This is a genomic window from Streptomyces sp. NPDC035033, from assembly GCF_040636735.1.
Taxonomy (GTDB): Bacteria; Actinomycetota; Actinomycetes; order Streptomycetales; family Streptomycetaceae; genus Streptomyces.
In genome coordinates, this window is sequence record NZ_JBEZUZ010000043.1 from 32,421 (window position 1) to 54,327 (window position 21,907).

24 protein-coding genes are annotated in these 21,907 nt (G+C 75.7%); 12 read left to right on the forward strand and 12 right to left on the reverse strand.

Annotation, left to right across the window (positions count from 1 at the left end; all coding sequences use genetic code 11):
* The first annotated feature begins 101 nt into the window (after positions 1 to 101).
* From AB0E83_RS19165 to AB0E83_RS19185, 5 genes are all read left to right on the forward strand, one after another.
* Complete coding sequence (locus AB0E83_RS19165) at positions 102 to 1,067, forward strand: TIGR03557 family F420-dependent LLM class oxidoreductase (protein ID WP_362112698.1); 966 nt, start codon at positions 102 to 104, stop codon at positions 1,065 to 1,067.
* A 29-nt stretch (positions 1,068 to 1,096) separates the two neighbouring features.
* Positions 1,097 to 1,756: an NAD(P)H-dependent oxidoreductase gene (locus tag AB0E83_RS19170; protein ID WP_362112701.1), complete on the forward strand. Its 660-nt coding sequence runs from the start codon at positions 1,097 to 1,099 to the stop codon at positions 1,754 to 1,756.
* An 81-nt stretch (positions 1,757 to 1,837) separates the two neighbouring features.
* Entirely contained in the window at positions 1,838 to 2,326 is a 489-nt protein-coding gene (locus tag AB0E83_RS19175; protein WP_362112704.1) for a hypothetical protein, read from the forward strand.
* A 67-nt stretch (positions 2,327 to 2,393) separates the two neighbouring features.
* Positions 2,394 to 3,011 carry a TOPRIM nucleotidyl transferase/hydrolase domain-containing protein gene (locus AB0E83_RS19180; protein WP_362112707.1) on the forward strand — a complete coding sequence of 206 codons (618 nt, stop codon included), beginning with the start codon at positions 2,394 to 2,396 and terminating at the stop codon, positions 3,009 to 3,011.
* A 157-nt stretch (positions 3,012 to 3,168) separates the two neighbouring features.
* Positions 3,169 to 3,732, forward strand: a complete 564-nt coding sequence (locus AB0E83_RS19185) for a hypothetical protein (RefSeq protein ID WP_362112710.1) — start codon at positions 3,169 to 3,171, stop codon at positions 3,730 to 3,732.
* A 32-nt stretch (positions 3,733 to 3,764) separates the two neighbouring features.
* Here AB0E83_RS19185 and AB0E83_RS19190 read toward each other — a convergent pair whose 3' ends face one another.
* The 3 genes from AB0E83_RS19190 to AB0E83_RS19200 form a co-directional block, all read right to left on the reverse strand.
* Complete coding sequence (locus AB0E83_RS19190) at positions 3,765 to 4,958, reverse strand: nitric oxide synthase oxygenase (protein WP_362112713.1); 1,194 nt, start codon at positions 4,956 to 4,958, stop codon at positions 3,765 to 3,767.
* A gap of 148 nt (positions 4,959 to 5,106) precedes the next feature.
* Positions 5,107 to 5,505: a hypothetical protein gene (locus tag AB0E83_RS19195; protein WP_362112716.1), complete on the reverse strand. Its 399-nt coding sequence runs from the start codon at positions 5,503 to 5,505 to the stop codon at positions 5,107 to 5,109.
* Positions 5,506 to 5,564: 59 nt separating this feature from the next.
* Positions 5,565 to 7,352, reverse strand: a complete 1,788-nt coding sequence (locus AB0E83_RS19200) for a SpoIIE family protein phosphatase (RefSeq protein WP_362112719.1) — start codon at positions 7,350 to 7,352, stop codon at positions 5,565 to 5,567.
* Between the two features lie 221 nt (positions 7,353 to 7,573).
* Here AB0E83_RS19200 and AB0E83_RS19205 point away from each other — a divergent pair, with 221 nt between their 5' ends.
* On the forward strand, positions 7,574 to 8,392 hold the full coding sequence (locus AB0E83_RS19205) for a polysaccharide deacetylase family protein (protein ID WP_362112722.1): 819 nt from the start codon (positions 7,574 to 7,576) through the stop codon (positions 8,390 to 8,392).
* A 121-nt stretch (positions 8,393 to 8,513) separates the two neighbouring features.
* The gene (locus AB0E83_RS19210) at positions 8,514 to 9,176 is read left to right on the forward strand and encodes an adenosylcobinamide amidohydrolase (protein WP_362112725.1); all 663 of its coding nucleotides are present in this window, start codon (positions 8,514 to 8,516) and stop codon (positions 9,174 to 9,176) included.
* Here the strand turns inward: AB0E83_RS19210 and AB0E83_RS19215 are convergent.
* The 7 genes from AB0E83_RS19215 to AB0E83_RS19245 all read right to left on the reverse strand — a co-directional run bounded on the left by AB0E83_RS19215 (position 9,169) and on the right by AB0E83_RS19245 (position 15,634).
* The gene (locus AB0E83_RS19215; RefSeq protein ID WP_362112728.1) at positions 9,169 to 10,080 is read right to left on the reverse strand and encodes an adenosine kinase; all 912 of its coding nucleotides are present in this window, start codon (positions 10,078 to 10,080) and stop codon (positions 9,169 to 9,171) included. The two genes, AB0E83_RS19210 and AB0E83_RS19215, sit on opposite strands and share 8 nt — an antisense overlap.
* A 151-nt stretch (positions 10,081 to 10,231) precedes the next feature.
* Entirely contained in the window at positions 10,232 to 11,470 is a 1,239-nt protein-coding gene (locus tag AB0E83_RS19220; protein ID WP_362112731.1) for a cytochrome P450, read from the reverse strand.
* Positions 11,467 to 12,696 (reverse strand): cytochrome P450, encoded by a 1,230-nt coding sequence (locus AB0E83_RS19225; RefSeq protein WP_362112734.1) that lies wholly within the window; start codon positions 12,694 to 12,696, stop codon positions 11,467 to 11,469. Before AB0E83_RS19225 ends, AB0E83_RS19220 begins: the two co-directional genes overlap by 4 nt.
* A complete protein-coding gene (locus AB0E83_RS19230; RefSeq protein WP_362112737.1) occupies positions 12,693 to 13,322 on the reverse strand; it encodes an ATP/GTP-binding protein in 630 nt (209 codons plus the stop codon). The genes AB0E83_RS19225 and AB0E83_RS19230 overlap by 4 nt, the downstream gene beginning before the upstream one ends.
* Complete coding sequence (locus AB0E83_RS19235; protein ID WP_362112740.1) at positions 13,303 to 13,659, reverse strand: DUF742 domain-containing protein; 357 nt, start codon at positions 13,657 to 13,659, stop codon at positions 13,303 to 13,305. Before AB0E83_RS19235 ends, AB0E83_RS19230 begins: the two co-directional genes overlap by 20 nt.
* Entirely contained in the window at positions 13,656 to 14,057 is a 402-nt protein-coding gene (locus AB0E83_RS19240; RefSeq protein ID WP_031012374.1) for a roadblock/LC7 domain-containing protein, read from the reverse strand. The genes AB0E83_RS19235 and AB0E83_RS19240 overlap by 4 nt, the downstream gene beginning before the upstream one ends.
* The gene (locus AB0E83_RS19245; RefSeq protein ID WP_362112743.1) at positions 14,057 to 15,634 is read right to left on the reverse strand and encodes an ATP-binding protein; all 1,578 of its coding nucleotides are present in this window, start codon (positions 15,632 to 15,634) and stop codon (positions 14,057 to 14,059) included. The genes AB0E83_RS19240 and AB0E83_RS19245 overlap by 1 nt, the downstream gene beginning before the upstream one ends.
* A 184-nt stretch (positions 15,635 to 15,818) precedes the next feature.
* Here AB0E83_RS19245 and AB0E83_RS19250 point away from each other — a divergent pair, with 184 nt between their 5' ends.
* Together AB0E83_RS19250 and AB0E83_RS19255 are read left to right on the forward strand one after the other, a co-directional pair.
* Positions 15,819 to 16,628 carry an SDR family oxidoreductase gene (locus tag AB0E83_RS19250; protein ID WP_362112746.1) on the forward strand — a complete coding sequence of 270 codons (810 nt, stop codon included), beginning with the start codon at positions 15,819 to 15,821 and terminating at the stop codon, positions 16,626 to 16,628.
* Between the two features lie 227 nt (positions 16,629 to 16,855).
* Entirely contained in the window at positions 16,856 to 17,599 is a 744-nt protein-coding gene (locus AB0E83_RS19255; protein WP_362112749.1) for a class I SAM-dependent methyltransferase, read from the forward strand.
* A 96-nt stretch (positions 17,600 to 17,695) separates the two neighbouring features.
* Here AB0E83_RS19255 and AB0E83_RS19260 read toward each other — a convergent pair whose 3' ends face one another.
* Both AB0E83_RS19260 and AB0E83_RS19265 read right to left on the reverse strand, forming a co-directional pair.
* Positions 17,696 to 18,199, reverse strand: a complete 504-nt coding sequence (locus AB0E83_RS19260; protein WP_362112752.1) for an HD domain-containing protein — start codon at positions 18,197 to 18,199, stop codon at positions 17,696 to 17,698.
* Positions 18,196 to 19,578, reverse strand: coding sequence for an NAD(P)-binding domain-containing protein (locus AB0E83_RS19265; protein WP_362112755.1), 1,383 nt, complete (start codon positions 19,576 to 19,578; stop codon positions 18,196 to 18,198). Before AB0E83_RS19265 ends, AB0E83_RS19260 begins: the two co-directional genes overlap by 4 nt.
* A 153-nt stretch (positions 19,579 to 19,731) precedes the next feature.
* Here AB0E83_RS19265 and AB0E83_RS19270 point away from each other — a divergent pair, with 153 nt between their 5' ends.
* The 3 genes from AB0E83_RS19270 (at position 19,732) to AB0E83_RS19280 (ending at position 21,633) form a co-directional block, all read left to right on the forward strand.
* Entirely contained in the window at positions 19,732 to 20,094 is a 363-nt protein-coding gene (locus AB0E83_RS19270) for a metalloregulator ArsR/SmtB family transcription factor (protein WP_362112758.1), read from the forward strand.
* A gap of 89 nt (positions 20,095 to 20,183) precedes the next feature.
* Positions 20,184 to 21,149 carry an LLM class F420-dependent oxidoreductase gene (locus tag AB0E83_RS19275; RefSeq protein WP_362112761.1) on the forward strand — a complete coding sequence of 322 codons (966 nt, stop codon included), beginning with the start codon at positions 20,184 to 20,186 and terminating at the stop codon, positions 21,147 to 21,149.
* Positions 21,150 to 21,222: 73 nt separating this feature from the next.
* Positions 21,223 to 21,633, forward strand: a complete 411-nt coding sequence (locus AB0E83_RS19280) for a four-helix bundle copper-binding protein (RefSeq protein ID WP_362112764.1) — start codon at positions 21,223 to 21,225, stop codon at positions 21,631 to 21,633.
* Positions 21,634 to 21,907 lie beyond the last annotated feature (274 nt).

Below are 21,907 nucleotides of genomic sequence, written 5' to 3' on the forward strand. Positions count from 1 at the left end.
GCCCGGCGGGTACCCGGGGCGGATGGCCCCACACCTCCGCGCGCGCCCGGAGGCGCCCGCCCCGCCGTTTACGACCCGGCGCCCCCGGCAAGGCGCCGCGCATGACACATTTCGGCTACACGATGATGACCGAGCAGGCGGGCCCCCGTGAGCTGGTCGACCACGTGGTCGAGGCCGAACGCGTCGGCTTCGACTTCTCCGTGATCTCCGACCACTCCTTCCCCTGGCTCGACGCCCAAGGGCACTCCCCGTACGCGTGGAGCGTGCTGGGGGCGGCCGCCCAGGCCACCACCCGGATCCCGCTGATGACGTACGTGACCTGCCCGAGCTTCCGCTACCACCCGGCCGTGGTGGCGCAGAAGGCGGCGACGCTCCAGCTGCTCTCCGAGGGCCGCTTCCGGCTGGGCCTCGGCTCCGGCGAGAACCTCAACGAGCACATCACCGGCGCCGGCTGGCCCACCGCCCGCGTCCGGCTGGAACGCCTGGAGGAGGCCGTCGACATCATCCGCGCCCTCTTCACCGGCTCGTACGTGAACCACCACGGGCGCCACTTCGACGTCACCGCCGCCCGCCTCTGGGACCTTCCCGACACGCCCCCGCCGATCGGGATCGCCGCCTCCGGACCGCGCTCCGCGGCCCTCGCCGGCCGCCGCGCCGACCTCCTCGTCGCCGTCGAACCGAAACGGGAACTGACCGAGGACTTCGACCGGCACGGCGGCACCGGCAAGCCCAGGATCGGACAGCTCCCGATCTGTTACGACCCCGACGAGGACGCCGCCGTGGCCCGCGCCCACGAGCAGTTCCGCTGGTCGCTCGGCGGCTGGCGGGTCAACCCGGAACTGCCGCTGCCGGAGAGCTTCGACCAGGCCGCCGCGCACGTCGGCCCCGAGGACGTGGCCGAGGCGATCCCCTGCGGCGACGACCCCGGCGCGGTGGTGAAGGCCGCCGACGCCTATCGGAAGGCCGGCTTCACGGACCTCGCGCTCGTCCAGATCGGCGGCGCCCACCAGGCCCCCTTCCTCGAATGGGCCCGGACCACCCTGCTGCCCGCCCTGCGGGCCGCCTGAGGCCGGCGCGGAACCCGGAGGCGTACGAGATGAACGAGTCCGGCCCCCGTGCGGACCCGGGCGGCGCCCCGCTGCGCGCCCTGGCCCTCGTCTGCACCCTCACCCCCTCGCCCGCCCGCTCCAGCTCCCAGCTGCTCGCCGAACGGACCATGGCCGCGCTCGCCGGGCACGGCGTCACCGGCCGGATCCTCCGGGTCGTCGACCACGACGTGCGCCCCGGGGTGGAGACCGACATGGGCGACGGCGACGCCTGGCCCGCGATCCGGCAGGAGATGCTCGACGCCGACATCCTCGTCCTCGCCACCCCGATCTGGCTGGGCCACCCGTCGAGCGTCGCCCAGCGGGTCCTGGAGCGCCTGGACGCCGAGCTCTCCGAGACGGACGACGAGGGCCGCCTGCTCACCTACGGCAAGGTGGCCGTCGTCTGCGTGGTCGGCAACGAGGACGGCGCCCACAAGGTGAGCGCCGACCTCTTCCAGGGCCTCGACGACGTCGGCTTCACCCTGCCCGCGAACGCCGTCACCTACTGGGTCGGCGAGGCCATGCAGGGCACCGACTACCAGGACCTCGACGAGCCGCCCGAGGCCACCGAGAACACCACGCGGACCCTCGCCCGCAACGCGGCCCACCTCGCCCGGCTCCTGAAGGACGCCCCCTACCCGCCGGAACGGCGCCCCGGCACCCACTGAACGGCGGCCCCGGGGTGCGGAGCGCCGGGCGGCGGCGTTGACTGGGCGGACGACCACCCGGGAGCCGAGGGAGAGCACGACATGACCGGACGCTGGGTACAGGGCGCCGCCGGCGGCCTGCTGGCGGGAGCCGTCCTGATGGGCGCGGTGGGCTGCTCGGACGGCGACGGCGACCCGGTGTCGGGCGCGGTCAGCGAGGCCGCCTCGGCGGTCGCCTCCGCCGCCGAGGGGATCTCGGACGCGGCCTCGAAGGCCGCCGACCGGGCCGAGAAGCAACTGGCCGAGATCAAGAACGGCGTCGACGCCGAGGACGAGGTGGAGCTCGGCGACCCCGGCACCGACGCCGACGGCCGCACCACCGTCCCGGTCACCGTCGACAACACCGACGACAAGGCCAGGTCGTTCGCGGTCCAGGTGGAGTACGAGGACGCCGACGGCAAACTGCTCGACACCGTCGTCGTCACCATCTCCGACGTGCCGGCCGGCCGGACGGGCGACGGCACCGCCCGCAGCACCCACAAGCTCTCCGGCACCGTGACCCCCTCCGTCGGCACCGCCCTGCGCTACTGACCCCGGCGGGGCGCGCGGCGGCGGAAAACCGGTACCGCCGGCGCCGCCCGGCCCCCAGACTCCTGTCATGACCGACATGGACGCCTTCCGGACCGAGGTCGCCGCCTGGGCGGCCGGCGGCACCGGCGACACCGCGCGCGACCTCGCCGCCCGCCTGCCCGTCCGGACCGCGGTGCTCCTCGAAGGACGCAGCGACGTGGCCGCCGTCGAGGCGCTGGCCGCCCGCCGGGGCCGCGACCTCGCCGCCGAGGGCGTCTGCGTCCTGTCCATGGACGGCGCCACCAACGCCGCCCGCCACGCCCGCCTCCTCGGCCCGTCCGGCCTCGGCCTGCGCCTCACCGGCCTCTGCGACGACGCCGAACGCGCCCACTACGCCCGGGGCCTGGCGGCGGCGGGCGCCGACCCGGACGCCTTCTTCGTCTGCGTCGCCGACCTGGAGGACGAGCTGATCCGCGCCCTCGGCGTCGACCGGGTCGCCGAACTGGTCCACGCCGAGGGCGAGGGACGCCCCCTGCGCACCTTCCTGAACCAGCCCGCCCAGCGGGACCGGAGCCCCCGGCTGCGGATGCGCCGCTTCCTCGGCACGACCTCGGGACGGAAGATCCGGTACGGACGCGTCCTCGTGGAGGGCCTGGACCCCGCCCGCGTCCCGGCCCCGCTCGACGCCCTGCTCGCCTCCCTCTGAGCCGGTCCGGTCCCGGCCGGGCCGCCGGAAGGGGGACGGCGCCGCCTGACACGAACCGGGCGGACGCGTCGCGCCCCCGACTTCGGGGTAAACAGAGATCGAACGCCCCCTCTCCCGAACGGACTTGTGCGCGTTGAGCATGCCACTCGGATCCCGTGTGCCAGGCAGGACCTGGACGATTCGCCTCACCGGCCACCACGACCACTCGGCGCGGGTCAGCTGCACCACCGCGGGCTGCCGCATGCCCGAGCGCTCCAAGGACGTGCGCGCGCTGCGCGCCTTCGCCGCCGAGCACGTCCGGGCGCACGCCCGCCTCGCCACCCCGCGGCCGAACGCCTCCTGCGCCTGCGGCGGGGCCGGCTGCCGCCACCACCAGGCCCGGGCCCTGTGCTCCGGCCGGACCCTGCTCGTCCTCATCCACAACCCCGCCGTCGGCGAGGTCTGGACGCTCGCCGAGATCTGCGAGGTCTGCGCCCCGCTGATCACCCACGCCCGGGTCGTGGCGCGCGCCGCGAGCCCCGCCCGGGCACCGGGACCGGAGCGGGTGCCCGAGCCGCGGACCGCGGCCCCGGCCGCCCCCGCCGCCTCCGCCCCCGGCGTCCCCGTGCTGTTCTCCTCCCCGGAGGCCGCCGGCGGCGCCACGGACCCCGCCGGCTCCCGCCAGGCCCGCCGCCCCCGCAGGGGCGGACGCGGCAACCGCGCGGGCGGCGGCCGGTACTGACCCCGAGCCCGGCGTGGTCCGGAAGGAACGGCCTACCCCCGCCGGGGGACGAACGCCGGGCGCAGGGACGGGTCGACCGGGTCGTAGTAGCGGTGGAAGACCGGCGTCGCCGCGCCTGACAGCGGCGGCACGATCCAGCTCCAGTCGGCCGGCGTCGGCCGGCCGTGCCGCCGCTCGCGCGCGACGTGCTTCAGGAAGCGCTCGGACTCGGTGTGGTGGTCCGCCATCGTCACCCCGTCCTCCTGGAAGGAGTGCAGGACCGCCACGTTCAACTCCACCAGCGCCCGGTCCCGCCACAGCGTCCGCTCCGAGGAGCGGTCCAGGCCCAGCCGCTCCGCCACCAGCGGCAGCAGGTCGTACCGGTCGGCGTCGGCGAGGTTCCGGGCGCCTATCTCCGTGCCCATGTACCAGCCGTTGAACGGCGCCGCCGGGTACCGCACCCCGCCGATCTCCAGCACCATGTCGCTGATCGCCGGCACCGCGTACCAGCGCAGTCCCAGCTCCGCGAACCAGGCGTGCTCGGGGTGGCGCAGCGCCACCTCCCGCACGGCGCCGTCCGGCAGCCCGTACCGCTCCGGGCGGGCGCCGGGCCGCTCCCGCACCATCAGCGGCAGCACCTGGAACGGCTCCTCCTCCCGCTTCCAGCCCAGCTCGCGGGCGAGGGCCGTGGCCGCCGCCGCGCGCGGATCGCCGACCCAGCGGCCGGAGGGGGTGCGGTGGCCCGCGTACCGGACCAGCTGGTCGTTGACGATCCGGGGCGCCGGACGGCCGGGCCGGTCCGGGGCGAAGACGGTGAGGACCGGGCGGATCCTTCCGCCGTCGCCCGCCGCGCGCAGGTGCTCGGCGCAGGCCTCGGCGATCCCGTCGGCGGACGACACGTCGCGCAGGTCCCGCACGACGAGGCTGTTCCAGTAGAGGCGGCCGATGCAGCGGGCCGCGTTGCGCCAGGCGACCCGGGCGCCGAAGGCCAGCTCCTCGGGGGTGTGTTCGTAGGTGCCGGTACGGGCGATCTCGGCCCGCACCCGGCGGACCCGGGCGTCCGCGTCCCCGGCGCCCGGGCACTCGTCGTGGAACTGCCGGACGAACTCCTCCGCCTCCCGCCGGTCCACCCGGTCCGGCTCGCGGACGGCGGAGGGCGCCGGGGCGGGGGCCGCGGGGGCGGCCGAGTGGGGGCAAGCGCCGCCGGCGGGGGCGGACGCGCGGCGACGGATCAGACTGAAGACCAAGGTGTTTCCTCCCTGGCCCATGACTACCGTACGGAGCCGTCCGGCTGTGGAGAGTGTTCGAACTTCGCCGGAGTGGACGGGCGCGGCTGGTAGGGTGCCCCGCCGTCCGCGAGGCGGCGAGCCGTCCGCCGCTCCCCGCCGGCGCGGTTCAGACGGCGGTCAGCACGTCCGTGCGGACCCGGTCCAGAACCAGGCCGCCGTCGAGCCGGACCCGCGCCGTGACGACCGGACGGCGGTTCCGGTACGCGTTCCACGCCGGTTCCAGGCCGCGCACCTGCTCCTCCAGGCGCTCCCGGCTCGCGGGCGGCATCTGGGCGCCGTACGACTCCAGGAGCGAGAGCAGCCGCTCGTACTCGGCCGCCTCCGGGTCCGGCCGGGGCTCCTCCGGCTCGTCGACCCGCTCGACGACGCCCTCCGCCCCAGCCCCGAGCAGCAGCGCCCCGGCCACCGCCTCCGGCTCCTCCGCCGGGTCGCCGGCCGCCGTGACCGTCCCGGCCAGTCTCAGATCGACCGCCAGGCGCACCCGCCGGCCCCGTGTGAACGTCATCCGGCCTTCTTAGCACGGCCGGTACGGCCGGGAGGCACGGCCCCGGCCCCGCCGGAGGCTCAGGAGGGCAGGTCCTGCTCGGCCCAGACGACCTTGCCGCCGGGGGTGCGGCAGGAACCCCAGCGGCGGCAGAGCATGTTGACGAGCTGGAGGCCGCGGCCGCCCTCGTCGCTGAGGTCGGCGTGCTGGATCTGCGGGAGGTCGGGACCGGTGTCCGAGACCTCGACGACCAGCCGCTCGCCGCGCAGCAGCCGCAGCTCGCCCGGCCCGTTGCCGTACCGCAGGGCGTTGCCGACCAGTTCGGAGACGACCAGCTCGCACACGTCGGCGAGGTCGTCCAGGCCCCAGTCGGCGAGCTGGCGGGTGACCAGCCGCCGGGCCTCCGACGCGGCCCGGCCGCCGTCGGACAGCGGCCACACCCGCAGCTCGGTCCCCGGCGCGGGCGGGACGGCCCGGGCGGTCAGCACCACCGCCTCGTCGAAGCGGCCGGGCCCGGCCGGGGCCGCCGCGATCAGCCCGCCGCCCTCCAGGGCGTCCGGCGGCAGGGCGAGCGCCGCCGACCGCAGCCGGCCGAGCTGGGCCTCCAGGTCGGCGCCGCGCGCCTTCACCAGGCCGTCGGTGTACAGGACGAGCGCTCCGCCGTCGGGGACGGCCACCGTCACCGGGTCGTACGGGATCACCCCCGCGCCCAGCGGCGCCCCGGCCGGCAGCGCGACGAACTCGGCCCCGCCACGCCCGTCGAGGAGGAGCGGCGGCAGGTGGCCGGCGCCCGCCAGGGTGACCCGGGAGCCCGCGGGGTCGTGGACCGCACACAGGAAGGTGGCGACCTGGTCGTCCTCCAGGTCCCGGGTGGCGAGGTCGAGCCGGGCGAGGACCCGCTCGGGCGCCATGTCGAGGGTCATCAGGGTACGGGCGACGGCCCGGAGCCGCCCCATGGTGGCGGCGGCCGGCAGCCCCTGGCCCATGACGTCGCCCGCCATCAGGGCCGTCCGGCCGCCGGGCAGGGACATGACGTCGTACCAGTCGCCGCCCACCGCGTGCCGGGCCGCCGAGGGCGCGTACTCGGCGTGCACCCGCAGGCCGGGGGTGTCCGGGGTGGCGCGGGGCAGCAGGCTGCGCTGGAGCGTGACGACGCGCTCGCGCTCCCGGCCGTACAGCCGGGCGTTGTCGATGAAGACGGCCGCCCGGGAGGCCAGCTGCTCGGCCAGGGCCAGGTCGGTGGGGGAGAACGGCGGGCTGCCGGGGCCGCGGACGAAGTCGGCGCTGCCGAGCAGCAGCCCGCGGGCGATCAGCGGCACCGCCAGGTAGCTGTGCACGCCCAGGGCGCGCATCTTCGCCGCGCCGCTCGCGGTGGGGGCGACGCGGTCGAAGTCGCCCTCGCGCATCCGGGCCACCATGACCGGCTTGCCCTGCCGCAGGCAGTACCGGTGGAGCAGGGTCTCGTGCCGCTTCTGGTCGCGGACGTAGATCTCGCCGACCGGTACCGCCTCCAGTGTGGTCATGGTGTCGACCGCGGAGAGCGCGACCGCCCGCATCGGGGGGACGCCCCGGCCGGTCCAGCGGGAGCCCTCCTCGCCGTGCAGGACGCTCTCCAGGATGTCGACGGCGGCGCCGTCGGCGAAGTCGGGGACGGTGAACTCGGCCAGCTCCCGGGCGGTGCGCTCCAGGTCCAGGGTGGTGCCGATGCGGGTGCTCGCGGCGTTGAGCCAGGCGAGCCGCCCGACGGTGGACGCCTCCCCGTCGTCGCGGCGGCGCCGTGCGCGGACCGCCGCGGACCGGTACACCGTCGAGGCCCGCACGGGGGAGACCCTGCCGGTCAGGCGCCGCCCGACGCTGCCGCCGCTCACTCTTCCGGCCTCCAGACGGGAACTCGACCAGGTGTGGTGCACAGTCTGCACCGGAAGCCCGTCCGGCGCACCATCCGAACAGCAGCGGAATCACAGCCGAACGGTAGCTCTGTCACATCCGCCGAACGGGTGAAACCTGTTCGGGGCATGTGTCGTCCTCTCCCCCGGGAACGCGCCGGACGGCGCGGGGTCGGATCGGGAACGCGAGGATCGGAGGGCGCATGCGCCGGATGGGCAAGTACACCGCGCACGTGGCCGTGTTGGCGTCGGCGGTCGGCATCAGCCTGGCCGCGTGGGGGGCGACGGCGCTGGTGGGCGGCGAGGACGAGGCCGCCCCGGGGGCCGGGGGAGCCGCCCGGCCCGGGGTGCCGGCCCAGCGGGCCCAGGAGCCGAGCCGGCCCGCGCAGCCGACGGTGCGGGTGCCGCAGGGCATCGCGCACGCGGCCGAGGCCGGCGGACGGGCCGTCAACATCACCATCGACGACGGGCCGGACCCGCGCTGGACGCCGAAGATGCTGGACATCCTGAAGGAGAACGACGTCAAGGCCGTCTTCTGCATGATCGGCCCGCAGGCGAAGCGGCACCCGGACCTGGTGAGGCGGGTGGTGGCCGAGGGCCACCGGCTCTGCGACCACACCATGACCCACGACACGACGATGGACCGCAAGCCGGTCGCGTACCAGAAGCGGCAGATCCTCGACGCGCGGAAGATGATCGAGGAGGCGGCCGGCGGGGCCGAGGTGCAGTACTACCGCGCCCCGGGCGGGGCCTTCACCCCGGACAGCCGGAAGATAGCCGCGGCCGCCGGGATGCGGCCGCTGGGCTGGAACGTGGACACCAAGGACTTCGAACGCCCCGGCGCCGCCGCCATCGTGGCGACCGTCAAGAACGAGCTGTCCAACGGTCCGACGATCCTCTTCCACGACGGCGGCGGCGACCGCTCGCAGAGCGTGACGGCGCTGCGGGAGGTGCTGCCGTGGCTGAAGGAGCAGGGCCGCACCTTCAGCTTCCCGGTCCGCACGGCCCCGGACACCCCGTAGCCCCGGACACCCCGTAGCCCCGGACACCCCGTAGCCCCGGGCCCGCACGGCCGGTGGGAGCCGGGCGGCGGGGGCCTCGTAGGATCACCGGGACGTCCGGGTGAACGAGGAGAGCGCAGCAGTGACCGCCGTGGTGGAACCGACCCTGCCGGAGCTCCTGGAACGGGACGAGGACGGCCGGCGGCTCGGCGCCCTGCTGTGGCGGCCCGGCCCCGGCTGGCGGGCCGTCAGCAGCGCCGTCCTCGGCGGCGGCATCGGGGAACGGCACTGGGTCATGAACGTCCAGGTCGCCCACGGCTACGCCCGCACCGACCCCGGACGGCACCTCGCCGCGCTCGCCGGGCGGGCCGGACTGCGCGGGCCCGGCGTCGGCCTGATGACCGCCGCCGAGGTCGCCCGGCACGGGACGGCCTCCGACGGCGGCGCCGTCGCGGTCGCCACCGCCGGCATCGACGTCCGGGGCTGGGCCGCGGCCCCCGGCCCGGCCGTTCCCGCCCCGCAGCCCCCCGGCACGATCAACATCGTCGTCACCGTCCCGGCGCCCCTCACCGACGCCGCGCTGGTCAACGCCGTCGCCACGGCCACCGAGGCCAAGGTGCAGGCGCTGCTCGACGCCGGCCACGACTGCTCGGGCACCCCGACCGACGCCGTCTGCGTCCTCGCCCGCGCGCCCCGGCCCGGCGGCCCCGCCGAGCCCTTCGCCGGACCCCGCTCCCTCTGGGGCGCCCGCCTCGCCCGCGCCGTCCACGCGGCGGTCGGCGCGGCGCTGCCCCGCGTCAGCTGAGGGCGGCGACCCCGGCGAGCAGCGCCGCCCGGTCGATCGCGTCGCTCGCGGTCGCGGGCACCGTACAGGCGTGGGCGCCGGCCACCGCGCCGTACAGGGCGCAGCGCTCCGGGGGTTCGCCGGTCAGCCGGCCGAAGAGGAAACCGGCGGCGTAGGCGTCGCCCGCGCCGTTGGAGTCGACGACCGGGCGGCGCGGCGCGACGGCCGGGACGTGCACCGGCCCCCCGCCCGCGCGGGTGAACAGGTACGAGCCCTCCGCGCCGGCCGTGACGACGACCGCCTCCGCCCGGCCGCGCTCCAGGATCCGGCGCGCGGTCGCCTCCGGGTCGGGCAGCGCCGCCGTCGAGACGAAGACCACGTCGGCGCCGTACGCGAACGGCTCGTGGTACGGGTTCTCCCCGTCCCAGTCGTGCAGGTCCGTCGAGACGCCGAGCCCCGCCTCGTGGAGCAGCGGCAGGGCGAAGGCGCAGGGGTGCGTGATCGACACGTGCGCGTGCCGGCAGGCCGCGGCGAGTCCGCGGACCAGGTCCTCCGGGAAGCGGTCGGACTCCCGGGAGCGGCTGTCGTCGTAGAGGGAGAGCCGGCGGCCGTCGGGGCCCACGAGGTTCACGGCCCGCTTGGTGCCGGCGGGCTGCGGGACCTCGGTGAGGGCGATGCCCCGGTCGCGGTGGAGGGCGCGGACCAGCTCGCCGGCCGGGTCGTCGCCGAGCATGTCCAGGTGGTGGGCGCGCAGCCCCAGCGCGCTGACCCCGAGCGCCACGAAGTCGCCGGTCTGGCCCGCGCGGGTCTCGATGCCGGGGCGGATCATGTAGCTGTCGGCGTACGGGAGCGGCAGCTCGGGGACGTACACGATCGTGTCGACGCCCGCCCCTCCCAGGACGAGGACGTCGTACGCGCTGCTCATCGCTTCTCCTCTCGCGGAACCCCGGCGAGTCAACCAGCCCCGCCGCCGGGTCCGCAAGATCTTGCACGGTCTTGCGGAAAGGAGGTGCGCGGGAACGGCGGCGGCCCGCCCCCCGGAGGGAACGGGCCACCGTGACGAGCGGGTCCGGGGGTCAGCCGAGGACGACCGGCAGGTCGAAGAGGTCGTTCTGGGTGACGACCGGCTTGTTCCGCAGCTCCTCGCGCGGGACCGCGAGCCGCAGCTCCGGGAAGCGCGCGTACAGCGCCGGGAGCGCCACCGACGCCTCCAGGCGGGAGAGCGCCGCGCCCGGGCAGACGTGCGGGCCGTGACCGAAGGAGATGTGCCGGATCGGCGCGCGGGTGACGTCGAAGTCGCCCGCCGTCGGGCCGTGCTGGAGCTCGTCCCGGCCGATCGCGCCGTGCGACACGATCAGCGCCTCGCCCTTCGGCAGGACCCGGTCGCCGACCGGGATGTCCTCGCTCGCGAACCGGATCAGCACGTGCGAGGTGGGCGTCGACCAGCGCAGGGTCTCCTCGATCACGTTCTCCCACGGCACCTCGCCCTTGAGGACCAGGGCCCGCTGTTCCGGGTGGGTCTCCAGGGCGACCACGGCGTTCACGATCAGGCTGATCGTCGTCTCGTGGCCGGCCGCCACCATCAGCTGGAGGGTGTTGGTGATCTCCTCGGTGGTGAGCCGGTCGCCGTTCTCCGAGGCCTCCAGCAGCGCGCTCGTCAGGTCGTCGCCGGGCGACTCCCGCTTGCCCGCCACGATGCGGGAGAAGAGCGCGCCGAGGTCCGCCATCATCTGCGGCACCTCCTCCGGCGGCGTCTGCGTCGAGAAGAACTTGTCGAACAGTTCCTTCATCCGCGGGTGGTCGGCCGCGTCCACGCCCATCAGCTCGCTGACCACGCTCATCGGCAGCGGGTAGGCGAACTCCGCCTTCAGGTCCACCGTCTCGCCCGCCGGGTGCTCGGCCAGCCGGTCGAGCAGCCCGCCCGTCAGCTCCTCGATGCCGGTCCGCAGCCGCTCCACCCGGCGCGCGGTGAGCGCCTGCGCGACCAGCGTGCGCAGCCGCCGGTGCTCCTCGCCGTCCACGGTCAGCATCGACCTGCCGGGGTTGGCGAGGCCGATCAGCGGCCAGTCGAGGGGTATCTCGCCGCGCTGCCAGGCCCCCCACTGCCCGATGTCCTTGACGAGCCGGGCGTCGGTGAGCAGCGCCCGGGCCTCGGCGTGCCGGGTGACGGCGAAGCAGGGCACGCCGCCGGGCAGCACGACGCGGGCCAGCGGGCCGGCCGCGCGCAGCCGGGCGCCCTCGCCGTCGAGGTCCGTGACGAACGGGTCGAGGACGACGGGCTCGGCGCCCGCCGTGTGGTCGATGGGGCAGCTCATGCGGTCCCTCCAAGTGCGGGTGTCGGGGTGTAGGTCACGGGCAGCGCGGTGAGGCCGCGCAGCCAGGGGGAGGGGCGGCGGGTGAGCTCGGACTCGGCGCAGGCGAGGTCGACGTCCGGGAGCCGGTCGAGCAGCACCTCGATGCCGGTCCGGGCGATGGTCTCGGCGACCTCCTGCGCGGGGAACGGGCAGCGGTGCTCGCCGTGGCCGAAGGAGAGGTGGGCGTTGTTGCCGCCGGTGAGGGCGCCGGCGTCGGTCCGGACGTGCGGGTCGGCGTTGGCGGCGGCGAGGCCGAGCAGCACCAGGTCACCGCGTTCGATCCGCTTCCCGCCCAGGTGGGTGTCGCGCGAGGCCCAGCGGCCGGCGACGTTCTGCGTCGGGGTGTCCTCCCACAGGACCTCGTTCATCGCCTCGCCGACGCTGTGCCGGCCGCCGGAGAGCGAGGCGGCGAAGCGGTCGTCGGTCAGCATCAGCCGCAGCGAGTTGCCGATCCAGTCGGCGGTGGGCTGGTGTCCGGCGGCCATCATCACCATGAGGTCCTGGGCGACCTCCTCGACGGTGAAGCCAGCGGTGTTGCCGAGCATCCGCGAGGCGACGTCGTCGGCGGGGGCCTCCGCCTTGGCGGCGAGCAGCGCCCCCATCGACTCGGCCAGGTGCCGCTGGCCGGCCAGCGCGCCCGGCCCGCCGTTGATCATGTCGTTCATGGCGGTCACGAGCCCCGGGCCCTGCTCGTCGGCGAAGCCGTAGATGCTGGCGAGGACCCGGACCGGCAGCAGCATGGCGTACTCGGCGACGATGTCGCAGGCGCCCTTGCCGCAGAGCGCGTCGATCAGCTCGTCGGCGAACCGCTCGGCCCGCTGCCGCAGTTCGAAGGGGTCGACGGCCTCCAGCGCGGAGGCGATCACGCCGGCCCGCTCGCGGTGCCGCTCGCCGACGGTGTAGAGGACGGACGGCTGCTTGCGGCCGATCATCGGCAGCAGCGGCCAGTCGGCGGGGATGGCGTCCCACTGGTTCCACAGCTCGGAGTCGCGCGAGAAGAGCACCGGGTCGCTGGTGACCTGGTGCAGCTCGCGGTAGCCGAGGACGAGCCAGGCGGGCACGTCGCCGTCGAGGACGACCGGGGCGACGGCCCCGTGGTCCCGCCGGATCCGCCGGTACAGCTCGACGGGGTCGGTGTGGAAGCGGGGGCCGCTCAGCGGGACGGGCGCGGGCTCGGCAGGGTTCACGGGGCGGGCTCCGGGACGGGCCGCGGACCGTGCTCGGGGTCGGCGGCGACGACGTTCTTCAGGTGCTCGACGAGCGAGATGAGGACCTGCTTGCTGGACTCCCGCGACCGGGCGTCGCAGAAGACCAGCGGGACCTCGTCGGCGAGGTCGAGGGCCTCGCGGATCTCGGCCGCGGTGTGCGCGGGGCCGCCGAAGTCGTTGCAGGCGACGACGAACGGGGTGCCGTGGTGCTCCAGCCGGTCGACCGCGTACCAGGAGTCCGCGATCCGCCGGGTGTCGACGAGGACGACCGCCCCGAGCGTCCCGGCGAAGAGCCGGTCCCACAGGAACCAGAACCGCTCCTGGCCGGGCGCGCCGAACAGGTACAGCACGTTGTGCGCGTCGAGCGAGATCCGGCCGAAGTCGAAGGCGACGGTGGTGGCCGTCTTGGCGGTGACGCCGACGGTGTCGTCGATGCCCTCGCCCGCCTGCGACATGGTCTCCTCGGTGTTCAGCGGACGGATCTCGCTGACCGAGCGGACCAGGGTGGTCTTGCCGACTCCGAAGCCGCCGACGACGACGATCTTCAGTCCGTTGTCGGCGGTGCTGCTCAGGGTCTGGTGCTGCTCAGAGATTGCGGAGTCCAACGAGTACCTGCTCCAGGATGTCGTGATCGGGAAGGCGGTACGAGGTGGGGCGCGGGTGCCGCGCGCTGATCCGGCCGGTGTCGTGCAGGTCGGCCAGGAGGATCTTGGTGATCGACACCGGCAGCCCGAGCCCGGCGGCCACCTCCACCACGGCCGTGGGGAAGCGGCACATGCGCAGGATGGCGGCGTGCTCGGACTGCATGCCGGGCACCGGGTCGCTCTCCGCCACGACGAGCGTGACCACGTCGAAGGCGGTGGACCCGGTGCCGCTGCGGCCGCCGGTCAGGGTGTAGAGCCGGTCGGGGGAGTCGTCGCGACCCGGCCTGGCGCGGCTCATCCCCGCGGCCTCGCGACGAGGTGCTCGCCCAGCTGCTCGACCAGCTCGGTCATGTTGTGGCCGACGAGCCCGGCGTCGGCGTCCTCGTCGGCGACGAGCGCGAGGTGGGCGCCCTCCCCGGCCTCGACGATGAAGAGGATCCCGCCGTAGAACTCGGCCATCGCGGAGCGGACCCCGCCGGTGCCGTCGCCGAACTCCACGGACGCCCCGTGCGACAGGCTCTGGATGCCCGCGGCGATGGCGGCGAGCTGGTCGGCCTGGTCGACGGAGAGTCCGGAGGTGCGGCAGAGCTTGAGGCCGTCCCGGGAGAGCACCAGCGCGTGCCGGGTGCCCGGGGTGCGTTCCAGCAGGCCCTCCAGGAGCCAGCTGAGCTTGTCGTCGGTGGTCGTGCCGGTCATCACGGATTGCCTTCCGAATGGGGGTGGTTCGAGGACGGCGTGGTCGGTTCCGCCGAGGGGGGAACGGCGGTGCCGGAGCCGGGGGCCTGGTCGGGGCCGGCCTCGCCGGACGGGGCCCCGGTGCCGCGGACGGCGCGGTGGAAGGTGCCGAAGCGGGCCGAGGTGCGGGCCGCCTCGTCGGCGCGGGAGCCGGTCCGGCGGGCTGGTTCGGCGGGGGCCCTGCCGCTCTCCTGGTGCGCGGCCAGGGTCCGGCCGCGCCGGCGGCGCGGCAGCAGCGCCCCGGGTCCGGCGCCCTCGGCCGGGGGCTCGCCCGCGGCCTCGTGGGCGGTCTCCGGCCCGGGCTCCGCTCCGGCCGCCGGCAGGGCGTCGGGGGCGGTACGGGGGGCGGGCACGGCGCGGGCGGCGGTGACCGGTGGCGCGGCGGGGGCCGCGGCCGGCTCGGCGCCCCGGGTGACGATCTCCTGGGGGATCATCAGGACGACGCCGGTGCCGCCGCGCGCGGAGGGCCGGAAGGAGACGGACAGGTTGTGCTTGCGGGCCAGCCGTCCGACCACGTGCAGGCCGAGGCGGGTGCCGGAGAGGCCGGCCAGGTCCTGGACGGCGGTGGCGTCGACGGCGGCCTCGGCGCGCCGGAGCTGGACGTCGCTCATGGTCAGGCCGCTGTCCTCGACGGTGATGACGACGCCCGCCGGGACCTCCTCCACGTAGACGTGGACCTCGGCGCTGGGCGGGGAGAAGTTGGCGGCGTTGTCGAGGAGCTCGGCGAGCGCGTGCATGACGCCCTCGGCCGCGTGCCCGGCGACGGACGCCTCGCACGTGGAGTGCAGCCGGACCCGCTGGTAGCCGGCGATGCGGCCCATGGCGCCGCGCAGGATCGACTCCATGACGATGGGCCGGGCCCAGCGGCGGCCGGAGCGGGCGCCGGTGAGGACGGCGACGGAGTCGGCCAGCCGGCCCGCCTGGGCGGTGCGGTGGTCGAGGTGGAGGAGGTCGGAGAGGACGTCCTCGTCGGCGTGCCGGTGCTCCATCTCGCGCAGGTCGGCCATCATGCTCGTGGCCAGCGCCTGCATGCGGCCGGCCGCGTTGGCGGCGGCGGCGAGGGCGGCGGAGCGGGCGGACTCGGCGCGGCGCAGGCGCTGTTCCAGGCCGGCGACGGCGGCCGCGTGCGTGGCGGCGAGCCGCTCGGCCTCGGCCCGCTGGGCGCGGACCAGTTCGTCGGCGCGGGCCGCGTGGGCGGCCTCCAGGGCGGCGAGGTCGGCCTCGTGGCGCCTCTTCAGCTCGGCCGCCTCGCGCTCGGCGGCGGCCTGGCGCGAGGCGGCGTAGGTGTCCTGGGAGGCGACCTGGGCGGCCAGCCGCTCGGCCCGCCCGGCCAGGCCGCGGGCGGTGCGCGCGTACCAGGTGACGGCGAAGGCGGCGGCCGCGAGCAGCAGGACGCCGCAGACCGCGAACCAGGCCAGGGAGGAGCGGACTCCGGCCGGTGCGGCGCTCGTCGCGGCGGCGGTGAGGGCACCGCCCGCGGCGAGGGTCAGCACGGAGGTGATCAGGGCGGGGCGGAACGGGGTGGGCGACGCCGACATCAACCGGACTCTCGAGAGGCAGGCACAGGGAGGTTCGGAACGACCGCACTATAGAGGCGTTCTTGATCGGTTCGGAACTCTTCCTGACCGGATCAGTATCCGGAGTGCCACAAAACCTTCCAAAGAGGGGTGTTGTTTCTGTCGGGCGGGGTCGGCGGCCCACCGCCCCCGCCCGGCGGGCAGAATGACGGACCGTACGGTACGTCCCCGACCGGAAGGCATCCCGGTGCGCTTGCCCGACACAGGCCGCGGCGTCCTCGTCAGCGGCGCCTCGCGCGGACTCGGCCGGGCGGTCGCCCGGGCGTTCGCCGCCAACGGCGACCGGGTCGCCGTCCACCACGGCACGCGCGCCGACGAGGCCCGCGCCACCCTCGCCTCCCTCGACGGGACCGGGCACGTCCTGGTCGGCGGCGACCTCGCGGACCCCGCCGGCGCGGCCGAGGCCGTCGACGCGGCGGCCGGGGCGCTCGGCGCGATCGACGTCCTGGTCAACAACGCCGCCGTGAACCTCCCGCACCCCCTCGCGGACACCCCGTACGAGGAGTGGGTGGAGATCTGGCGGCGGCACGTCGCCGTGAACCTGCTCGCCACCGCGAACCTGAGCCACCTCGTGGCCCGCCGCATGATCGACCGGGGCGCACCCGGGCGGATCGTCAACATCGGCTCCCGGGGCGCCTTCCGCGGCGAACCGGACCACCCGGCCTACGGCGCGACCAAGGCCGCCGTCCACGCCCTGGGCCAGTCCCTCGCCGTCTCCCTCGCCCCGCACGGCATCGGCGTCGCCTCCGTCGCCCCCGGCTTCTTCGCCACCGAACGGGTCGCGCCCCGCCTGGAGGGGGCCGAGGGCGAGGCGATCCGCGCGCAGAGCCCCTTCGGCCGGGTCGCCGGACCGGACGAGATCGCGGCGGCCGTCCTCTGGCTCGCCTCGCCCGCCGCCGAGTGGGCGTCCGGGACGATCCTGGACCTCAACGGCGCCTCGTACCTCCGCAGCTGACCGCCCCGCCCCCGGGGCCGCCGCCGGACCGGGTCCCTGATCAGCGGCTCTCCTTGGGGGATACGAGGGCCGGCCGCGCGGTTTCTCGTGCCATCCGACAGTACGGCGGCCGGGCGCGGGCGGCGCAGACTCTGTGCCACGGCCGCGCCCGGCGCGCCCCGCGGACACCCCGTCCGCGGAGCCGGCGCGCCCGCACACCACCCGACGAACACGAGGGGCAGCGGCACATGACGGTGCAGCAGTACGACGGGATCGGCGAGGCGTTCGAGGGGTTCAAGGCGCTTCCGCTCGCCCGCTACGGAGAGGTCCCCAGCGTCCTGGGGTTGGTCGGCGACGTCACCGGCAGGACGGTCCTCGACCTCGCCTGCGGCACCGGCTTCTACAGCCGCGAGCTCAAGCGCCGGGGCGCCGCGGACGTCCTCGGCGTCGACATCTCCTCCGAGATGATCGCCGCCGCACGGGACATCGAGGCCCGCGACCCGCTGGGCCTGCGCTACGAGGTCGGCGACGTCGCCGAACTGCGGGAGTTCGACCGCCCGTTCGACCTCGCGCTCGGTGTGCAGTGCCTCAACTACGCGGGCTCCCGCGCGGAGCTGGAGCGCATGTGCGCCCGCATCCACCGCAGCCTGGTCCCCGGCGGCGCCTTCTACGTGTTCGCCCAGAAGCCCGACTACGCCTTCGACTGCGCCTCCCTGGAGACGTACGGCTTCCGCTGCGAGCCGACCGGCGAGGAGATCGAGACGGGCCCGAAGGTCCGGGTCACCGCCCTCCTCGACCCCCACCCCATCAGCATCGTCGGCAGCGCCCCGCGCCGCGAGGTCTACGAGGACGCCCTGGCCGCCGCCGGCTTCCGCGACGTGGAGTGGCTCCCGCTCCGGATCTCCGAGGAGGGCCTGCGCGCCTACGGCGAGGAGTTCTGGGCCGACCTCCTCGCCCACCCGCCGCTCGAACTCCTCCGCTGCCGCGCCTGACCCCCGAACCCCCTGAGGGGCACCCGCCGCCCGCCGCCGCGCGTGCCCCTCAGGGCCCCGACGCCGGGAAGGACCGGTCCGGGCGCCCCGGCGGCGCTACGCCCCCGGCAGCTCGGCCAGCAGCTCCGGATTGACGATCCGCAGGATCGCCGTGACGTGCGCGGGGTCGGCGGCGGCCCACAACTCACGCCGCGCCGCACGGTACTTGGCGGCGAGCCGCTCCCGCTGCTCCGGCGCGAGCCCCGCCGCCCGGTCCGCCCGGCTGTTGTGCGCGTTGTCGGCGATCTTCACGAGCGTGGCGTCGGGGTCCCGGACGATGCGGCGGATCTTCTCCTCGTAGGAGACGCCGGGCTCGTGGGTGACGGCTTCGACGAGGCGGACGACCCGTTCGGGGATCCCGGCGGCCCGCAGCTCCCCGGCCGTCCACGAGGTGTCCTCGACGACGTCGTGGAGCAGCCCCGCCATGGCCAGCTCGACCCCGAACGGGGCCAGTCCCGCGGCCACGGCCCGCACGTGCTCCACGTACGGGACGCCCACCTTGTCGACCTGGCCGGCGTGCGCGCGCTCGGCCAGGTCGTCCACTTCGGCAAGGGTCTTCATGCCTCCATCATGGCGGAGTCCGGGGCCGTGGTGCCGAGCTGGACCAGGGCCGGGGCCGGGGCGCAGCAACCGCCGCCGTCCGCCCGCGAGTCGTCGGCCGGCGGCTGGTCGAAGAGGCCGGCGCCGCCGCAGACCCCGGTCTCCGGCAGGACCAGTTCGACGCGCCCGGCGGACTCGTGGTCGCCGGCGAGGGCGGCGACCACGGAGCGGACCTGCTCGTAGCCGGTGAGGGCGAGGAAGGTCGGGGCGCGGCCGTAGGACTTCATGCCGACCAGGTAGACGCCCTCCTCCGGGTGGGAGAGCTCGCCCGCGCCGTGCGGGTAGACGGTGCCGCAGGAGTGCTGGTTGGGGTCGATGAGCGGGGCCAGGGCGACCGGGGCCTGGAGGCGCTCGTCGAGGTCGAGGCGGAGCTCGTCGAGGAAGGAGAGGTCGGGGCGGAAGCCGGTCAGGACGACGACCTCGTCGACCGGGTCGAGCCGGCGGCCGTCCTCCGCCACCAGGACGAGGCGCCCGTCGCCGTCGCGCTCGATCGCCTCCGTGCGGAAGCCGGTGACGGCGTCGGCGCGGCCCTCGTCGACGGCGGCCTTGGCGGCGAGGCCGAGGGCGCCGCGGGCGGGGAGCCGGTCGGCGGTCCCGCCGCCGAAGGTGGAGCCGGAGATGCCCCGGCGCAGGATCCACGTGGCGTGCGTGCCGGCGCCGTCCTCGGACTTCGCCAGGTCGGCCAGGAGGGCGAGGGCGGTGAAGGCGGAGGCGCCCGAGCCGATCACGGCGGTGCGCCTGCCCGCGTACCGGGCGCGGACGGCGGGGTCGGCGAGGTCGGGGACGCGGTAGGAGACGCGGTCGGCGGCCGCGCGCTCGCCCAGGGCCGGGAGGCCGTCGCCGCCGGCCGGGCCGGGGCGGGACCAGGTGCCGGAGGCGTCGATGACGGCGCGGGCCGTGATCCGCTCCTCGCGGCCGTCGGCGTGGACGACGTGGACGGTGAAGGGCTGGGCGGCGCGGTCGGCGTCGACGATCCGGTCCCGGCCGGCGCGGGAGACGCCGGTGACCCGGGCGCCCAGGCGCACCCGGTCGCCGAGGACGTCGGCGAGCGGCCGCAGGTACCGCTCGGCCCACTCCCCGCCGGTCGGGTAGCCCTCCGCGTCGGGCCGCACCCAGCCGGTCGGCGCGAGCAGCTTCTCGGCGGCCCGGTCGGTGACCTCGCCCCAGGGGGAGAAGAGGCGCACGTGCGCCCACGCGCGCACCGCCGCCCCCGCCTGCGCGCCGGCCTCCAGGACCAGCGGCTCGATCCCCCGGTCCACGAGGTGGGCGGCGGCGGCCAGGCCGGTGGGGCCGGCCCCGATGACCACGACGGGCAGCCGGTCGGCGGCGGAGGCGTTCATGGCGATCTCCCTCTGTTTCGACGTCTGTCGATCTCTTCTGCCCCCAGCATGGCAGTGGATATCGATGAACGTCAACATAGACATTCATCGAATCCATGGGTTCCGCCGCCCGGACCCCCTCCCCCCTGATTCGACATGTGTCAACATAGACACATGTCGAACGCGAAGGCCCTGCCGCTGCTCCAGCCCGAGGTCGAGCCGTGCTGCCCGCCGCTCGACGAGCGCCCGCTGACCGCCGAGGAGGCCGAGCGGACCGCCAGGATGTTCAAGGCGCTCGGCGACCCCGTACGCCTGCGGCTGTTCTCCGCGGTCGCCTCGCACGAGGGCGGCGAGGCGTGCGTCTGCGACATCTCCGACGTCGGCGTCTCCCAGCCCACCGTCTCCCACCACCTCAAGAAGCTGAAGGAGGCCGGGCTGCTCTCCTCCGAGCGGCGCGGCACCTGGGTCTACTACCGCGTCGAACCCGCCGTCCTGGCCGCCATGGGCGCGCTCCTCACCAGGGCGGCCACCGCCTGACCGCCGCCCCCGGCCGACCCGGCGCCGAACCCCGCGCCGGGCCGGCCGGTGCGGGAATTCCCTTGCGGCGAAGGCACGTTGCGAGAGGCATGACTCTCGGCGTCACGCTCAGCTCCACCGCCCGGCAGCTTCCCCTCGACACCACCGTGAGCCTCGCGCGCGAGGCCCGGGAGGCCGGGCTGCGCTCCGCCTGGTTCGGCCAGTCCTTCGCGTACGACTCGCCCATGCTGGCCGCGATCGTCGGCCGCGAGGTGCCCGGCCTGCACGTGGGGACGGCCGCGCTCCCGATCTTCGGCCGCCATCCGCTGCTCGTCTCCAGCCAGGCCCAGACGGCCCAGGCCGCCACCGGCGGCCGCTACCACCTCGGGCTCGCCCTCGGCACCCGGCACCTCACCGAGACCGCCTTCGGACTGCCCCACCAGCGGCCCATCGGCCTGCTCAGGGAGTTCCTCACCGCCCTGCGCCCCCTCCTGGAGACCGGCGAGGCCGACTTCCACGGCGAGCTGCTGACCGCGACGACCCCGTACTCGGCGGCCGTTCCCGGAGCCCGGCCGCCGGTGCCGGTCCTGGTCGCCGCCATGGGACCGCAGGCCCTGCGCGTCAGCGGCGGACTCGCCGACGGCGTCCTGCCGTTCCTCGCCGGACCGCGGGCCCTCGCCGAGCACATCGTCCCCGCGGTGACCGCCGCGGCGGAGGCGGCGGGCCGGCCCGCGCCCCGGATCGTGGCCCTCGTGCCCGGCACGGTCACCGCCGACCCCGAAGGACTGCGCCGCCGGGCGGCCGAAGCCCTCTCCCTCTACGAACGGATCCCCTCCTACCGGCGCGTCATCGAGCTCTCCGGCGCCGACCGGGCCGCCGACCTCGCCGTCCTCGGCGACGAGGAGGCCGTCGCCGCCGAGGTGCGCCGCTACCGCGACGCGGGCGCCACCGAGATCGTGTTCACGGCGATCGACCTCGGCGGCGAGGACGACCGCCGCCGCACCTGGAAGCTCCTCGGCGAACTCTCCAAACCCCCGGCCCCGGCCCCCGGAACCGGAATCGGATCCGCCGGATGAACGGCCCCGGGCCCGGGTAAGCGCCTTGGCGCCCCACCGCGCCGTAACGCGCCCCCCGGAAGGAGCCGCCGCCATGGAGACCGCAGTACGAGGCATGATCAACACCTTCCCGGCAGCCCTCGACGGCCTCGACACCGACGCCACGGCCCGCTGCGTCGAGGCCTGCATCACCTGCGCGCAGGCCTGCACCGCCTGCGCGGACGCCTGCCTCTCCGAGGGCGCGGTCGGCGAGCTCGTCACCTGCATCCGCACCGACCTCGACTGCGCGGACGTCTGCACCGCCACGGCGGCCGTGCTGTCCCGCCACACCGGCCACGACACCGAGGTCACCGCGGCCGTCCTGGCCGCCTGCCGCACGGCCTGCCGCGCCTGCGCCGCCGAGTGCGAGCGGCACGCCCCGCACCACGGGCACTGCCGGCTCTGCGCCGAGGCGTGCCGCGCCTGCGAAGAGGCGTGCCAGACCCTCCTCGACCGCCTCGCCTGACCACCCGGACCGCCGGACGGCGGCCCCCGGCCCCGGCCGGAACAGGCCATGGCCGCCACCCCCACGGGCCCCTCGCGGCAGCGCGCCGCCGAGGGGCCCGTGGCTTCAGGAGGACACAACTGCCCAGGAAGACCCCTGTGTTCCCAGAAATCGGACTCGCTTCGGCCGGGGGTTGTGGGCATGATCGGACGGGCAGGTTTGCAGCGTCACGTGGCGGGAATTGACGGCCGTCAGTGACGGTGGCAACAGACAACGGATTTTGAGGACTGAAGGA

Bases quoted from the DNA above. Each gene is read 5' to 3' on its own strand.
- AB0E83_RS19235 (WP_362112740.1), bottom strand. From the start codon at position 13,659: ATGAGCCGCGCCAGGCCGGGTCGCGACGACTCCCCCGACCGGCTCTAC.
- AB0E83_RS19175 (WP_362112704.1), top strand. From the start codon at position 1,838: ATGACCGGACGCTGGGTACAGGGCGCCGCCGGCGGCCTGCTGGCGGGA.
- AB0E83_RS19260 (WP_362112752.1), bottom strand. From the start codon at position 18,199: ATGAAGACCCTTGCCGAAGTGGACGACCTGGCCGAGCGCGCGCACGCC.
- AB0E83_RS19250 (WP_362112746.1), top strand. From the start codon at position 15,819: ATGACGGACCGTACGGTACGTCCCCGACCGGAAGGCATCCCGGTGCGC.
- AB0E83_RS19170 (WP_362112701.1), top strand. From the start codon at position 1,097: ATGAACGAGTCCGGCCCCCGTGCGGACCCGGGCGGCGCCCCGCTGCGC.
- AB0E83_RS19195 (WP_362112716.1), bottom strand. From the start codon at position 5,505: ATGACGTTCACACGGGGCCGGCGGGTGCGCCTGGCGGTCGATCTGAGA.
- AB0E83_RS19220 (WP_362112731.1), bottom strand. From the start codon at position 11,470: ATGAGCTGCCCCATCGACCACACGGCGGGCGCCGAGCCCGTCGTCCTC.
- AB0E83_RS19280 (WP_362112764.1), top strand. From the start codon at position 21,223: ATGGAGACCGCAGTACGAGGCATGATCAACACCTTCCCGGCAGCCCTC.
- AB0E83_RS19215 (WP_362112728.1), bottom strand. From the start codon at position 10,080: ATGAGCAGCGCGTACGACGTCCTCGTCCTGGGAGGGGCGGGCGTCGAC.
- AB0E83_RS19180 (WP_362112707.1), top strand. From the start codon at position 2,394: ATGACCGACATGGACGCCTTCCGGACCGAGGTCGCCGCCTGGGCGGCC.
- AB0E83_RS19275 (WP_362112761.1), top strand. From the start codon at position 20,184: ATGACTCTCGGCGTCACGCTCAGCTCCACCGCCCGGCAGCTTCCCCTC.
- AB0E83_RS19165 (WP_362112698.1), top strand. From the start codon at position 102: ATGACACATTTCGGCTACACGATGATGACCGAGCAGGCGGGCCCCCGT.
- AB0E83_RS19255 (WP_362112749.1), top strand. From the start codon at position 16,856: ATGACGGTGCAGCAGTACGACGGGATCGGCGAGGCGTTCGAGGGGTTC.
- AB0E83_RS19245 (WP_362112743.1), bottom strand. From the start codon at position 15,634: ATGTCGGCGTCGCCCACCCCGTTCCGCCCCGCCCTGATCACCTCCGTG.
- AB0E83_RS19205 (WP_362112722.1), top strand. From the start codon at position 7,574: ATGCGCCGGATGGGCAAGTACACCGCGCACGTGGCCGTGTTGGCGTCG.
- AB0E83_RS19240 (WP_031012374.1), bottom strand. From the start codon at position 14,057: ATGACCGGCACGACCACCGACGACAAGCTCAGCTGGCTCCTGGAGGGC.
- AB0E83_RS19270 (WP_362112758.1), top strand. From the start codon at position 19,732: ATGTCGAACGCGAAGGCCCTGCCGCTGCTCCAGCCCGAGGTCGAGCCG.
- AB0E83_RS19265 (WP_362112755.1), bottom strand. From the start codon at position 19,578: ATGAACGCCTCCGCCGCCGACCGGCTGCCCGTCGTGGTCATCGGGGCC.